General features: G+C 40.3%; 10 protein-coding genes. 4 read left to right on the top strand and 6 right to left on the bottom strand.

Annotated elements, in window-relative coordinates:
* Positions 1-212: 212 nt before the first annotated feature.
* On the top strand, positions 213-1,001 hold the full coding sequence (locus KO529_RS08565) for a hypothetical protein (RefSeq protein WP_215947499.1): 789 nt from the start codon (positions 213-215) through the stop codon (positions 999-1,001).
* A gap of 127 nt (positions 1,002-1,128) precedes the next feature.
* Here the strand turns inward: KO529_RS08565 and rpiA are convergent, their stop codons facing one another.
* From rpiA to KO529_RS08535, 6 genes are all read right to left on the bottom strand, one after another.
* The gene (gene rpiA / locus KO529_RS08560; protein ID WP_215947498.1) at positions 1,129-1,803 is read right to left on the bottom strand and encodes a ribose-5-phosphate isomerase RpiA; all 675 of its coding nucleotides are present in this window, start codon (positions 1,801-1,803) and stop codon (positions 1,129-1,131) included.
* Positions 1,804-1,847: 44 nt separating this feature from the next.
* Positions 1,848-2,456, bottom strand: coding sequence for an FMN-binding negative transcriptional regulator (locus tag KO529_RS08555; RefSeq protein ID WP_215947497.1), 609 nt, complete (start codon positions 2,454-2,456; stop codon positions 1,848-1,850).
* 38 nt (positions 2,457-2,494) lie between these two features.
* Positions 2,495-3,337: an endonuclease/exonuclease/phosphatase family protein gene (locus KO529_RS08550; protein WP_252734351.1), complete on the bottom strand. Its 843-nt coding sequence runs from the start codon at positions 3,335-3,337 to the stop codon at positions 2,495-2,497.
* Positions 3,338-3,470: 133 nt separating this feature from the next.
* A complete protein-coding gene (locus KO529_RS08545) occupies positions 3,471-4,745 on the bottom strand; it encodes a DEAD/DEAH box helicase (RefSeq protein WP_215947496.1) in 1,275 nt (424 codons plus the stop codon).
* A 70-nt stretch (positions 4,746-4,815) separates the two neighbouring features.
* The gene (locus tag KO529_RS08540; protein ID WP_215947495.1) at positions 4,816-6,372 is read right to left on the bottom strand and encodes an NAD(P)/FAD-dependent oxidoreductase; all 1,557 of its coding nucleotides are present in this window, start codon (positions 6,370-6,372) and stop codon (positions 4,816-4,818) included.
* A gap of 73 nt (positions 6,373-6,445) precedes the next feature.
* Complete coding sequence (locus KO529_RS08535; protein WP_215947494.1) at positions 6,446-7,312, bottom strand: AraC family transcriptional regulator; 867 nt, start codon at positions 7,310-7,312, stop codon at positions 6,446-6,448.
* 195 nt (positions 7,313-7,507) lie between these two features.
* On the opposite strand from KO529_RS08535, the gene KO529_RS08530 reads away from it, so the two are divergent.
* The 3 genes from KO529_RS08530 to KO529_RS08520 all read left to right on the top strand — a co-directional run bounded on the left by KO529_RS08530 (position 7,508) and on the right by KO529_RS08520 (position 13,101).
* Positions 7,508-11,014, top strand: a complete 3,507-nt coding sequence (locus KO529_RS08530) for a PVC-type heme-binding CxxCH protein (protein WP_215947493.1) — start codon at positions 7,508-7,510, stop codon at positions 11,012-11,014.
* A gap of 83 nt (positions 11,015-11,097) precedes the next feature.
* On the top strand, positions 11,098-11,955 hold the full coding sequence (locus KO529_RS08525) for a sugar phosphate isomerase/epimerase family protein (RefSeq protein WP_215947492.1): 858 nt from the start codon (positions 11,098-11,100) through the stop codon (positions 11,953-11,955).
* 12 nt (positions 11,956-11,967) lie between these two features.
* Complete coding sequence (locus tag KO529_RS08520) at positions 11,968-13,101, top strand: Gfo/Idh/MocA family oxidoreductase (protein ID WP_215947491.1); 1,134 nt, start codon at positions 11,968-11,970, stop codon at positions 13,099-13,101.
* The last annotated feature ends 1,244 nt before the right edge of the window (positions 13,102-14,345 follow it).

Raw genomic sequence — 14,345 nt, 5'->3', positions numbered from 1 at the left:
TTAATTCAAAACTTCGGTAAATTTAAGTTTATCTACGGACAATAGTAACCTTCATTCGTCCTGTCCTTCTACATATATTGGGATTTATTGATTAATATAATAAGATATACGGTTATAGCCAGCCTTATATCCAAATTCGCTTTTAGGGTATTATTCTAATGCAGTGTTAATAATCCCAAAAGAACTTTATTAATCCATAACACCTGATTATTATGAAAAATCTATTAATTTTTATCGCATTATTGATGGTGGGCAATACGGTCGTGGCCCAGGAAAAATTGTATCTGCTTTTTGAGTTTATGCATGTAGACAATGAGCAGGAGGTGGAGTATAGCGCAACGGAAGAGTTTTGGGAGAAAATTCAGGCCCAGCGCGTTAAAGGTGGTGATATTATGGGTTGGGATCTCTGGGCCCTTAGCCCAGGGGGCGAGATGCAAGACTTCCAATATCTCACGGTAACGGTTTATAACGATCCCGTAAAGATGATGGATGGCAGCAGTTGGGCACATCTAATGGATAGGGCCAAAGCAGCCTATCCCGGCATGTCCGAAGCCGATCTGAATAAAAAATTAAATCATTCCTCCACTACTAGGGATTTGGCGGTAAGAATATTTTCAGAAGAAATAGCTACAACCAAGGGAGATTTTGATATGCCGATTGGTACAATAGCCCAAATGGATATGATGAAGGTAGGTTTAATGGAGTATGAATCTTATGAAAAAGCAGAAATGGAAATCTTTCAGCCCATCCACCAAAAGGCAGTCGATTCTGGAGGTAAAGCCAATTGGGGATTAATCCGCTTTATTTCTCCAATAGGAAGTGATACTTATGCTTCGCATATGACTGTAAGTATGTTCAAGGATTATAAGCAGGCCCTAAACCAAAATATTAATTGGGCTGAGGGGGCAACGCCGGCATCCACCAAGGCAATGCAGGATGGCATAGCGTTGAGGGATATGAAATATGTTTATATGGCCAAATTAATACGCAAGGTGCGTTAATGATTTATACTTTCTTTCACATAAATAATAATAAAACCTATAATTTTAATATTATAGGTTTTATGTTCATGAAAATAATGGATCCTGTTTATGGCCAAGCACCTTTATATAGGAAGGTGATGTCGACTTACTTTTTTAGGGTAATGGTAGTTTCTCCTTTACCAATTATTATGATATCGGCCATATCTAAAAATAGGCCGGTCTCCACAATACCCGGAATTTGCTTTAGGTTGCTTTCCAATAATTGGATATTTGAAACGTGTCCAATATTAAGGTCCAAAATAAAGTTACCCTCATCGGTGACAAAATTTCCCCCATCCTTTACTCTTAATTTTGGCTGTAGCCCCATTTTTTGGAGCAACCGTTCAATTTTTTTGGTAGCAAAAGGAATGGTTTCCACGGGCAGTTTAAAATCGCCCAACCTTTTTACTTCTTTCTGGGAATCTGCAATGATGATGACCAAATCGGAATTGTAGGTCAATATTTTCTCCCTTAATAGGGCGCCACCCCCTCCTTTAATAAGTTGCATATAGGGATCAAATTCATCGGCACCATCAATATAAACATCAATAGCATTGGTTTCTTCCAAGGTAGTAAGGGGTATCCCTATTTCCGTTGCCAATTTTTTGGTGTTTTCAGAGGAAGGTACCCCAACTATTTCTAGTCCGTTTTGTACCATACTACCTAGTTCTTTCACCATGTGGGCTGCGGTGGAACCAGTACCCAAACCAACGGTCATTCCACTTTTAACAAATTTTACGGCTTCTTTGGCTGCAAGTTGTTTTTCTCTATCCAGATTCATTTCTATATTAATTGTGTATAAGAATTTTAAATACTATTCTGCTATTATTTTTTTTGTTTTATCATGTTTGCAATTTCATGGGAACCTGGATTATTGGTCTTTTGTAATTCCTCGATTATTTTTGGATGGTCCTCTGGCCTTGTTTGCGATAACTTATAGGTTGCTTGTATGTCAGATATAATGATTTGGAACCCGACAATGCCCTTAATTTGTTTCATGGTTTTATGGGACAGATTATGGATCGAAATCGGGTTGGTGGATGCTTTTTCGTATTTGTCCACTAATTTATGCAAGGAATCCAAGACCGCCTCATCATTTAGTATTTGTATTTTACCATAGACATGTACCGCTATATAGTTCCATGTAGGTACTTCCTCCTCCTTATACCAGGATGAGGAAACGTAGCTATGCGGACCATTAAAAATGGTTAAGACTTCTTCGTTATCCACAAAAGATTTCCATTGGGGATTGGCCTTGGAGATATGACCGACCAAAACATCCTCTCCTCCGGCATTTGTATCCAATTCCAAAGGGATATGGGTTGCCCAAGGGCGGCCATTGGTCTGGTTGATCAAAATGCCAAAACTGTTGTGCTTAAGGAATTCCCGAACTTCATCCAGGTTTTCGTTTCTGTAATGGGATGGGGTGTACATTTTTTAGGTGTTTAGTAGTCAAATGTTATGGACCCAATTTAATCCTTTACGGTCATCAAAACGGGCAAATGGTCCGAAATATGCATGTTATTGGGCATTCTGTCATCAATATGGGTGTAGGACAGGACGTCTATATTATTTACAAAGATATAGTCTATTCTATTTTCCATAATTCTGTCCTGATCAAAACCATTAAAAGTGCCTATTGGTCCATAGAAAGGTTTTTGTGATATTTCCAAGGCATCTGTCAGGTTCTTTTTCAAGAATTGTATAGGCTCGGTGTCAGGGGTTAAATTTAGATCTCCCATTAGGATTACGGGAAGGTCGGTAGTGTTTATTTCCTTAATATTTTTATAAATGAGTTGGGCAGAATTTACTCTGGCCTGCTTTCCCCTGTGATCAAAATGGGTGTTAAAGACCCAAAATTGTTTTTTGGTCCTAACATTTTCAAACAAGGCATAGGTACAGATTCTCTCCAAAGAGGCATCCCAACCCACCGATACTTTCTCTGGGGTTTCGGATAACCAGAAGGTATTCGTTTTTAGCACTTTGAATTTATCACTATTGTAGAAAATTGCCGAGTATTCACCTTTTTGCTGACCATCGTCCCGACCCACTCCCACATAGGAATAACCATTGAGGGCATTATTCAAATAATCCACCTGATTGTGCAGGCCTTCCTGAATACCTATAATATCGGCATCATAGTGCTGAATTAATTTTGCTAATGAGGCCTTACGTTTGTTCCAATTATTGATCGTATCAGACGTATTGTCGTATTTTATGTTAAAACTGATAAGATTGGTGGTTTGGGAAAATGAGGCTTCCGGAATTATAAGGAAGGCCAATCCCATCAGTACGGTAGTAAATAGGTTTTTCATTAGATATTTATTTTTTGACTTCAAGGGTAAATCCTTTAAAAGAATAAATATCCTGAATTTTTTAAATACCTACTAATCCTTTGGGGTATATATCATTAAAATAAAAGAAAAAAGGGAACTGATTTTTTTAAAATCAATCCCTTTTTGGTCTATTATTCCTGTTTCTGTTACGGTTGTTATTTCTACCGCCTCTAGGATTGGAGTGTCCAGTCCTTTGTTTTTGTCTATTATTGTGATGTTTTTTCTCTTCCAAGGGTATCTCTTCCGATCCATCATCCACATAAGGGTGGTCCGTAATAACGGGTACCTGCTGGTTAATTAATTTTTGAATATCCTTAAGGTAAGGTCGTTCTTCAGCATCACAAAATGATAGTGCAACCCCACTGGCGCTTGCCCTTCCTGTTCTACCTATTCGGTGTACATAAGTTTCCGGAACGTTGGGCAGGTCGTAATTGATTACCAATGAAAGTTCTTCAACGTCTATTCCTCTAGCCGCAATATCGGTTGCGATTAGGACCTTTAATTCCCCATCTTTAAAATCGCCCAGAGCTTTTTGACGTGCATTCTGCGATTTATTGCCGTGAATGGCATCTGCCTTTATATCGGCCTTGGCCAATTGTTTTACTATTTTGTTGGCACCGTGCTTGGTACGGGAAAAAACAAGGGCGGAATCATTTGGATCTTTTTCCAAAAGATGGATCAGGAGGCTGGGTTTATTTTTTTTGGTAACAAAATAAACGCCCTGTTCTACTTTTTCCGCTGTGGCTTGCTGAGGTTTTATGGTAACGCGTTCAAAATCTCCCAATATTTTCTTTGAGAGTTCCACTATGGCAGGTGGCATGGTAGCGGAAAAGAAAAGGGATTGTCGATTTTCCGGTAGTTTGGCAATTATCTTTTTAATATCATGGATAAAGCCCATGTCCAACATTTGATCGGCCTCGTCCAATACGGCATATTTAATATCCTTTAAAGAAATAAAGCCTTGGTTCATTAGGTCCAATAACCTTCCGGGAGTAGCAATAAGTACATCTACACCCTTTCTAAGGGCATCCGTTTGTCTTCCCTGTTTAATACCACCGAAAATAACGGTGTTTTTTATTCCTGTGAATCGTGAATATGAGGTGAAATTTTCCCCGATCTGTATGGCCAACTCCCGTGTAGGAGTTACCACCAAGGTTCTTATTTTTCGCTGTTGTTGATTGGCTTCCCTATCCATCACCAATTGTTGTATGATGGGTATGGAAAATGCTGCCGTTTTGCCGGTTCCTGTTTGTGCGCAACCCAATAGATCCTTTCCTTTTAGTAATATGGGTATGGATTTTTCTTGTATTGGGGTTGGATTTGTATAGCCTTCAGCCGTCAAGGCTTTTAGGATAGGCTCTATAATACCTAATTCTTTGAATGTCATGTAGTATGTAAAATAAGCGGCAAAGGTAGGGGATTAGTTTGGATAAACCGTTTAAATGCAAAAATAGACCTTAGAATCCAGCTGCAGCGGCCTCTGCACATCGTTCCCCGTCCATAGCTGCCGATACAATGCCCCCAGCGTAACCTCCACCTTCCCCACAGGGAAAAAGTCCTTTTATTTCCGGATGTTCCAATTTTTCATTTCTTGGAATATTAACAGGGGAGGAGGTCCTCGATTCCACCCCCACCACATTGGCCTCCGAAGTGTAATAGCCCTTCATTTTTTCCCCAAAGGCGGTAAAACCCGAGCGCAGCCTGCTGCCAATCAGTTTGGGTAAAAGCGAATGCAGAGGAGCGGATTTTAAACCTGGTTGATAAGAGGTTGGATTCAGATCGTTGGACAATTTGCCTTCCACAAAGTCGGTAAGTCGCTGTGCAGGCGCAGTTTGTGTCCGCCCACCTGAAGTAAAAGCCAATCGCTCCAAATCCTTTTGATATTCAAGGCCCTTCAATGCGCCATGGTGCTCATATTTGTGAATATCGAGATCTACATTTATTTCCACAACTATACCGGAATTGGCGAATAGGTTATTTCTTTTGGAAGGGGACATACCGTTGACGACTACTTCTCCCGGCGATGTTGCTGCGGGAACAATAAATCCGCCAGGGCACATACAGAACGAGTATACGCCCCTGTCCTTCACCTGTTCTACCAGACTGTAGGAAGCAGCTGGTAGCAATTCGTTGCGTTGCCCTTTACAGTGGTATTGAATACTATCTATAATATGTTGAGGGTGTTCTACCCGGACACCCATGGCAAATGATTTGGCCTGTATTGCAATTTTTTTGTTGTTCAATAAATAGTAAATATCCCTTGCAGAATGCCCAGTAGCCAAAATAATCCTGTCAGCAGGCATTTCGGAACCATCTTGCAAAACAATGGCCTTTATGGCGTTATTGGCAATGGTGAAATCGACCACCTTGGTTTGAAAGTGTATTTCACCACCATATTTAATAATGGTTTCCCTTATGTTTTGCACTAGCTTGGGCAATTTGTTGGTGCCTATATGGGGGTGTGCGTCTATAAGTATTTGTTCAGTTGCGCCGTGAAAGACCAAATTTTCAAAAATTCGCCGTACATCTCCTCTTTTAAGACTTCGGGTGTACAACTTGCCATCGGAATAAGTACCGGCACCTCCTTCTCCAAAGCAATAATTGGAGTCCTCATTTACTATATGATCCCTATTGATGGCCTTTAGGTCCCGTCTACGATCTTTTACATTTTTGCCCCTTTCAAGGACTATGGGCCTATATCCCAATTCGATACAGCGCAGAGCGGCGTACATTCCGGCGGGTCCAAAACCTATGATATGTATTTTTTTTGCTTTGGAAACATCCTTGTAATCAAAGTTGTACTCCTTGTTTTTAGGAGCAGGTTCATTGATGTAAACCGAAACCTTATAATTGAAGTAAATGGTGGATTTACGGGCATCGATCGATTTCCTAAGTACGTTTACCGTTGAAATTTCCTCCATGGGAATTCCCAAATATTTTGAAGCTTTCTTTCTTAGGATATCATCTACCGATTCTTCCAATAAAGTGGTCCTGAGCTGAATGTTTCTTACCATAGCGCAAAATTACTTTAATTAAAGTAATTATTTATTCAAAAAAACACGACCGGCCATTGTGTTCTAGGTTTGTTTATGAGCTATACTCCTTTTTATAGGACAACGGGGTTCTCTTGGTAATTGCCTTGAACTGTTTGTTGAAATTGGATAGTGTTTGAAATCCGCTCTCATAGCATGCCTCGCCAATATTCATTTTATTTTCGATCAGTAATTTACAGGCATGGCCAATTCTAATTTCACTTAAAAATTCGGAAAAGGTCTTATTGGCATGGATCTTAAAGTATCTGCTAAAGGAGGTAGGGGTCATATTGGCCAAAGAGGCAACCGTGCCCAATTCTATCTTGTCTTTGAAATTCTTCATCACATAGGCGTGTACATTATTCATCCTTTCCGTATCCCCTTCCTTTAAAGAGTTGGTATAGCCAGGACTGGCCAGTATGGTGTTTTCGGTGGTATTGGCAAGGCAGTTTAGAATTTTAAACAATTCCAAAACACTTTCCATTCCTTCAAGATGTATAAGGTTTTTGATCATGACACGAATGGTATCTGCGGTTTTGCCCATAACATCCAGGCCTCGCAAGCTCTTTTGGAATAACTGCCTTAATTTGATCATTTCTTCCTTTTGCAATAGACTCTGGCCAATGAAATCGTCGTGAAAGTAAACTACGATTCCCTCGGACCATAAATTTTCCTCAACAGCGTACCCTTCATTATCGCTACGCCACATATGAGGTAAATTTGGTCCTGTAAAGGTGATATCCCCTTCCTTAAAATGTTTTACGTGGTCACCAATAAAGCGGGTGCCACTACCTTTTAAAACCATAAACAGTTGATATTCCGGATGGAAATGCCAAATAGGGTCAAAATTGGGCTGTCTCAACAATTTGGCCACAAAGGCATGGGAATTGGGAATGGGCGATTTTTGTAATGCAGATTTCACTTATGGGCAAGGATTTAATTATTCATAAATATAGTGGCCAATCCTAGTTATACATCTACAATCTTGTAGTTATTTGTCAATAAATATAAGTAAAATTCATATTCAATGGTATAATACAGTCAATTGTAGATAACATCGAGGATTCTTTGTGCTGTATTAATTGTTATAATTGTTGAACATAAATACAACTAAATCATGAAAACCATACAGGCCCGTATTTTTTGTTTGTTTATCACTATCATTACTCTTTCAGGTTGTAATTCTTTCGAAAAGAAAAAAAAAGACGACCAGCCAAGACGTGTGGAAATGTTGTTCCTAGGGCATGCCTTAGAGCACCATAATTCACGGGTATATATGCCTATTTTGGCCTCAGCCTTAACCAAAAGTGGTATAAACATTACTTATACGGAAGAGGTGGAAGACCTTAATCCAGAAAATTTAGCGCTTTATGATGGAGTAATAATTTACGCCAATCATGAAAATAGGTTTCCAGAACAGGAAAAAGCCTTGCTGGATTATGTTGCAGCAGGCCATGCATTTGTGCCTATTCATTGTGCTAGTTTTTGTTTTAACGAGTCCGAACAATATGTGGACCTTGTGGGTGGACAATTTAAAACCCACGGCAAGGATACTTTTACGGCCAAAATTATTGATAAGTCGCACCCCATCATGCAAAAGTTTGAAGAATTCTCCACATGGGACGAAACCTATGTTCATGATAAATTGGCCAGTGATATTACCGTTTTGATGGAAAGGGTGGAAGGGGAACATCATGAACCATGGACTTGGGTAAAGCAATTTGGTAAAGGGAAGGTATTCTATACAGCTTACGGACATGATGAACGAACTTGGAGTAAACCCGGATTTCATAATCTCATAAAAGAGGGTATTTTATGGGCAGTGGCCGACCGGGTAAAAAAGAATTGGGAAGAATTTGCCAAAGACATACCAACCCTGGAATATAAGGAAATGGCCAATATCCCCAATTATGAGAAAAGGGATCCTGCACCTAAATATCAAATGCCTTTAACGCCGGAGGAATCGGCAAAATTAATCCAGGTCCCAAGTGGGTTTAAGTTGGAGCTGTTTGCTTCGGAACCCAATATTATTAACCCTATAGCTATGAATTGGGATGAAAAAGGTAGGCTATGGGTAATAGAGACCGTAGACTATCCTAATACGGTGCGCGACGATAAAGGCTCGGGAGACGACAGAATAAAAATATGTGAAGACACCGATGGGGATGGCAAAGCGGACAAGTTTACCGTATTCGCCGAAAAATTAAATATCCCTACCAGTTTTACTTTTGTAAATGGGGGTATTTTGGTTTCCCAGGCACCGTATTTTTTATTTTTAAAGGATACGGATGGAGATGACAAGGCAGATGTAAAGGAAGTTGTAATCGATGGATGGGGTGTATTCGATACCCACGCCGGGCCATCGAACCTTCAGCGTGGTATAGACAACAATATCTATGGTGTAGTGGGTTATTCAGGATTTAATGGAAATATTTCGGGTGAAAACTTCGAATTTGGTCAAGGAATATATCGTTTCAATAGCGACTTTGGCAATTTTGAATTTTTGACCAATACGAGTAACAATACTTGGGGATTGGGGATAACTGAGGATAATTCCATTTTTGCTTCCACAGCCAATAATACCCATAGTGTTTTTATGGGCATACCCAATAAGAGCTTAAAAGATGTGGCAGGTATTTCCTTGAAGGGGAGTGTAAAAATAGACGGCCATTACGCCATGTTGCCTATTACCCAAAACGTTCGGCAAGTTGATGTTTTTGGAGGCTTTACGGCTGCCGCAGGACACCATTTTTACACCGCCAGGAGCTTTCCAAAACAGTATTGGAACAAGTATGCCTTTGTGTGCGAACCCACGGGAGGGGTAGTGCATATTGCTAAAATTGAAAAAGATGGTGCTGGGTATTTGGAAAAGGATGGGGGCAATTTAATAGCTAGTTCGGATGAATGGTTTTCCCCGGTGGAGGCGAAAGTAGGTCCGGACGGTGCAGTTTGGGTATTGGATTGGTATAATTTTATCATTCAACATAATCCCACGCCCAATGTAGATAGAGGGGGCTATGATGCTGTGAACGGACTAGGGAATGCCTATGAAAATCCCTTACGTGATAAATCCAAGGGACGTATTTGGCGCATTTTTCCTCTAGATAGTGAGGACAAAAAATCCGTTACCTTGGATAAGGGCGATTCAAAAGGCTTGGTAAAAGCCCTTTCCAATGATAATATGTTTTGGAGAATGACCGCCCAGCGTTTATTGGTTGAAAATGGAAATACCGATATTGTGCCAAATCTTATCAAATTGGTTAAGAACACAGAATTGGACGCTTTGGGGCTTAACCCGGGCGCCTTGCATGCCTTATGGACTCTTAATGGACTTGCTGTTGTTTCTTCCAATGCCGAAGCTATGGAGGCGGTGAAGAGCGCCTTAAAGCATCCATCAGGAGCGGTTAGAAAAGCCGCCATTCAGATCTTGCCAAAAAATGAAACTGTAGATGCGTTGCTATTGGAATCCAATTTGTTGACAGATCAGGATCCTCAGGTGCAATTGGCAGCACTTATATATTTTTCAGAAAGGGAGCCTAGTGCTGAAATTGGGAGTCGATTGTTTGAGTTGAGTAAGAACGAACAAGTTGTGGCCGATGATTGGTTGGCAAAGGCTCTTTACGTAGCCGGTAGCAAGCATCATCAAGGATTTATCACTGCCTTCATGGCTTCCAATCCTAATTTTGAAATAGGATCTTCGGTTAAAGATCAAAGGCAAGCCGTAGGGCTAGATGATTCCAAGTGGGAAACAATGCTCCTTCCACAGCTTATAGAAGATGCTGGGTTGCAGATGGATGGTGTAATTTGGTTCCGCAAAAATGTTGATGTTCCATCCAACAGAGTTGGTAAGTCGGGTACTATTTCTTTAGGACCCATTGATGATTCTGACAAGGTGTATATCAATGGTACGTTGGTTGGGGGAACCGAGAAGGATTATCGGGCCAATAGGGTGTATCAAATTCCATCAGGGATTTTGAAAGCTGGTAAAAATTCCATAGCCGTCCGGGTAGAGGATACTGGCGGTGGCGGAGGGATCTGGGGCAAAAAAGAACAAATGTTTTTAAAGACAGGCCAATATCAGGTCTCGTTGGCCGGGGATTGGAAATATGAAGTTGAATTGGATTTCTCGAAGGCTGCACAGAACCTCTTTTCAGATAAGTCGCTAGCGGAACAATTGGTGGAAACCTATATAAATGAGGTTGAATTAGGTGCTGATAATAGTTTGTCCCGTAATTCGCATGCCATTGTTGTTAATGTCAAGACTATTAAAAACGAAATGAAATACGACCTAACCGAATTTGTGGTAGAAGCGGGAAAGGCGGTTGAGCTAGTTTTTGAGAATACGGATTTTATGCAGCACAACCTGGTAATTACCAAAGCCGGTGAAAAGGAAAAAGTAGGTATGGCAGCCGATAAATTGGCTATGGAACCCAATGGAGCAGAGAAAAATTATGTTCCAGACATGGCTGAAGTACTATATGCCACCGCCATTATTAACCCTGAAGAAAAGGTTGTCTTAAAATTTACAGCTCCCGAAGAACCAGGAGATTATCCTTTTATCTGCACCTTTCCCGGCCATTGGCGAATTATGCAAGGGGTTATGAAGGTAGTCAAGGCAAAATAGATGGTATAATGGCCTAAAATTTATTAGGTATACTATTGTATGGTAAACTATTACTATAACTTATTTAAAGTAATTATTCTATAATGACAAATGATATAAAATACGGTGTAAGCACCTGGCTTTGGGAGTCACCTTTTAATACACAATCCATTGCCCTGTTCCCTAAAATTAAAAAGATGGGGTATGATTTGGTGGAAATCCCAGTGGAGGATCCGGAACTTATCAATGGGCAAATTGTAAAAAAAGCATTGAAAGACAATGGGCTGCAAGCGGTTGTTTGTGGAGCCTTTGGGCCAACAAAAGATCTGACCCATAAGGATACCGCAGTACATCAAAATTGCTTCAACTACATAGAAAAGTGTTTTCAACTATGTAATCTATGGGAAGTAGATTTTTTGGCTGGACCCATGTATGCTGCCGTAGGTAAGGCTCGAATGCTTCCAAGGGAAGAGCGCAAACGGGAGTGGTGCCTAGCGGTAAGCAATGTTGCCAAGGTTTGTGCCATGGCCCAGGATTATGGGGTGTCCGTAGCCTTGGAACCGTTAAACCGTTTTGAGTCGGACATGATCAACACGGCGGAAGATGTAATGCGTTTTATTGCAGATGTTAACCACGGTTGTGCTAAAGTTTTACTAGATGGTTTTCATATGACCATTGAGGAAAAGAATATTGCGGAAGCCATAAAGACTGTAGGTGACAAGTTGGTGCATGTGCAGGTTTCTGAGAACCACAGGGGAATTCCTGGTACCGGATTAACACCTTGGGCTGATTTTGCAGATGGCTTAAGGGCTATTGACTATAAAGGGGCTATCGTCATCGAAAGTTTTACTCCGGAGATCAAAGAGTTGGCTGGAGCCGTGTGCATTTGGAAAAATTTGGCCGAGAGTCAGGACGAATTCGCCTCCCAAGGGATTGATTTTTTAAAAAGGACATTTAATTAAATATAGAAAAAGATGAGCAGTAAGAAAGTAAACATCGCCATTGTAGGCTTGGGATTTGGAGCGGAATTCATCCCTATCTACCAAAAGCACCCAAGCGCCAATTTGGTGGCTGTATCCCAAAGGAATCCAGATAAACTAAAACAGTTGGCCGATGCGTTCAATATCGAAAAAAGATATACTTCCTATGATGAATTATTGCTGGATCCGGAAATAGATGCGGTACATATCAACACACCTATTCCAGATCATGGTATACAGTCCATTAAAGCGTTAAGGGCAGGGAAACATGTAGCTTGTACCGTACCCATGGCAACTTCGGTAGAAGAATGCGAGGAAATTGTACGCTTAACGGAAGAAACAGGACTCACCTATATGATGATGGAAACCGTGGTCTACGCCAGGGAGTTTCTGTTTATGAAGGAGTTGTACGAAAAAGGCGAGCTGGGCAAGGTGCAGTTTTTAAAAGCAAGCCATCAGCAGGATATGGACGGATGGCCCAATTATTGGCCGGGTTTGCCGCCAATGCACTACGCTACACATTGTGTAGGGCCTGTTCTGGGCCTTTTGAGAGGCGAAGCTGAATACGTTTCCTGTTTTGGGTCGGGAACTATACGGGAGGAGTTAATACCGCATTACAACTCACCATTTGCAGTGGAGACGACGCATATTAAATTTCGGAATTCCGATCTAAGCGCTCAGGTATATCGTTCGCTATTTGATGTAGCCAGACAATACAGGGAAAGCTTTGAGGTGTATGGTTCGAAGAAATCGGTAGAGTGGCCCCTTATCGAAGGAAAGCCATTGGTGGTGCACACGGCCAAAAAACCGGAACCTGAAATTCCGGAGGAAGTGGAAAGCCCGGATTTCGCAAAATTATTGCCGAAGGAAATACAACACTTTACGACCCAAGGCGTGTATGATTCAGAAGAGCATCAACATCTTTCATTTACACAGGGGGCTGGTCATGGGGGCTCCCATCCACATTTGGTGCACGAATTTGTAAATGCCCTGATTCAGAATAAAGCGCCATACCCCAATGCCAAACAGTCCGCCAACATTACCTGTGTTGGGATCCTGGCACATGAGTCGGCCCTAAAAGGGGGCGAGATAATAAAGTTGCCAGAGTTTACTTTTTTAGGTAAATAGTTTATTTACAATTTTTTAAAAAGTGAAATATAAAGTTCTGTTTTAAGTTCAATGAGGGGTGTTGAAGAGATTTTTTTTGGGAAGGAATTTCGTTTTGAGTTAATCTTTTTTCAAAAAAAGCGTTATTTATTTGAAAATAATCACTAAATTTAATATTCATAAGTAAGACTTAAAAAATAAGTTATTTGGTAAAAAGCCTATTTTTTAACTTTTAAAAGAGGACGTAGGGGTGCGTCCTCTTTTTTATTTTAAGGATTTACATCTCTTCTGGGAATAAAATTCTGGATCATGCTTATTTGTTGTGTTTCTTCAAAAATTAGGATGAACATAATATTTTGTGTTTTTTGATTTTAGCTTTATTTATTGGGCAAAATCGAATGAAATTATTGTTAAAATTATTCTTTCATTTTCTTTGCTTGTCCAAAGAAAACGAAACAAAAGAAAAGACCCTTCTTCACTAGGTGGCCCCTAAAATCTTGGGGTTTTATGGACCGCTGCCATGGCCTAAATTATCTCCAAGGCTTCAATAATTCTTAACGGCCATGACATCTCCACTACGGAAGAAGACCAATCAGACCATAGGCTTTGAAGACAATGTTCAATAGCATTAAATTAATGATAATGATTTATCTACATTATTTAGGTTTACGGAACATAGGAACGGCCTATTATCAATTTCGTTTTAAACCAAGCGGTTTCCGCGTTGGGTGTTGGTAGCCGTCCAAAGAGCATTTCACCCAAGTGAAAGCGGTCTGGACGATGCGGCCGTGGAAAGTGCGTAGATTTAAAGAAATTTAAAATCAGCCTAGCGTTTTTTGGTTCGTTTTTTGGGCGATGCAAAAAATGAACAGAACACAAACTATGGGCAAGTCTATCCTATCTTTTTCTAATTCACACACAGCTTTTAGGATTGATCCAAAATTCTCCTAACTTGTATTAGCTGGCGTTGTAATATTGCTGTCCGTTCTATCGGTGTCGATTAATGGGTGGAACCTCCTGTTTTGTGGTACCAACTACCCTTCTGTAAGTATTAATCTATGTAGTGGGCAAATACAGAATTACGGTTTGAGTTAATTTTTTTTCAAAAAAGAGCTTTTCGTAGGAGAATAAATGTTAATTTTAACATTCATAAGTTAAGACTTGAAAAATACGTTTTGTTATACGAAACTATTTTTTAAAACTTCAAAAGAGGACGTAGGGGTGCGTCCTCTTTTATATTTATGGTCATTTTATCTCCAGCTCAT

The sequence above is a fragment of the Arenibacter algicola genome, assembly GCF_018860365.1.
GTDB lineage: Bacteria > Bacteroidota > Bacteroidia > Flavobacteriales > Flavobacteriaceae > Arenibacter > Arenibacter algicola_B.
This window is presented reverse-complemented; position numbering and strand designations above follow the sequence as displayed.

Coding starts and splice junctions, on each gene's coding strand:
- KO529_RS08565 (WP_215947499.1), top strand. CDS start 213: ATGAAAAATCTATTAATTTTTATCGCATTATTGATGGTGGGCAATACG.
- rpiA (WP_215947498.1), bottom strand. CDS start 1,803: ATGAATCTGGATAGAGAAAAACAACTTGCAGCCAAAGAAGCCGTAAAA.
- KO529_RS08555 (WP_215947497.1), bottom strand. CDS start 2,456: ATGTACACCCCATCCCATTACAGAAACGAAAACCTGGATGAAGTTCGG.
- KO529_RS08550 (WP_252734351.1), bottom strand. CDS start 3,337: ATGAAAAACCTATTTACTACCGTACTGATGGGATTGGCCTTCCTTATA.
- KO529_RS08545 (WP_215947496.1), bottom strand. CDS start 4,745: ATGACATTCAAAGAATTAGGTATTATAGAGCCTATCCTAAAAGCCTTG.
- KO529_RS08540 (WP_215947495.1), bottom strand. CDS start 6,372: ATGGTAAGAAACATTCAGCTCAGGACCACTTTATTGGAAGAATCGGTA.
- KO529_RS08530 (WP_215947493.1), top strand. CDS start 7,508: ATGAAAACCATACAGGCCCGTATTTTTTGTTTGTTTATCACTATCATT.
- KO529_RS08525 (WP_215947492.1), top strand. CDS start 11,098: ATGACAAATGATATAAAATACGGTGTAAGCACCTGGCTTTGGGAGTCA.
- KO529_RS08520 (WP_215947491.1), top strand. CDS start 11,968: ATGAGCAGTAAGAAAGTAAACATCGCCATTGTAGGCTTGGGATTTGGA.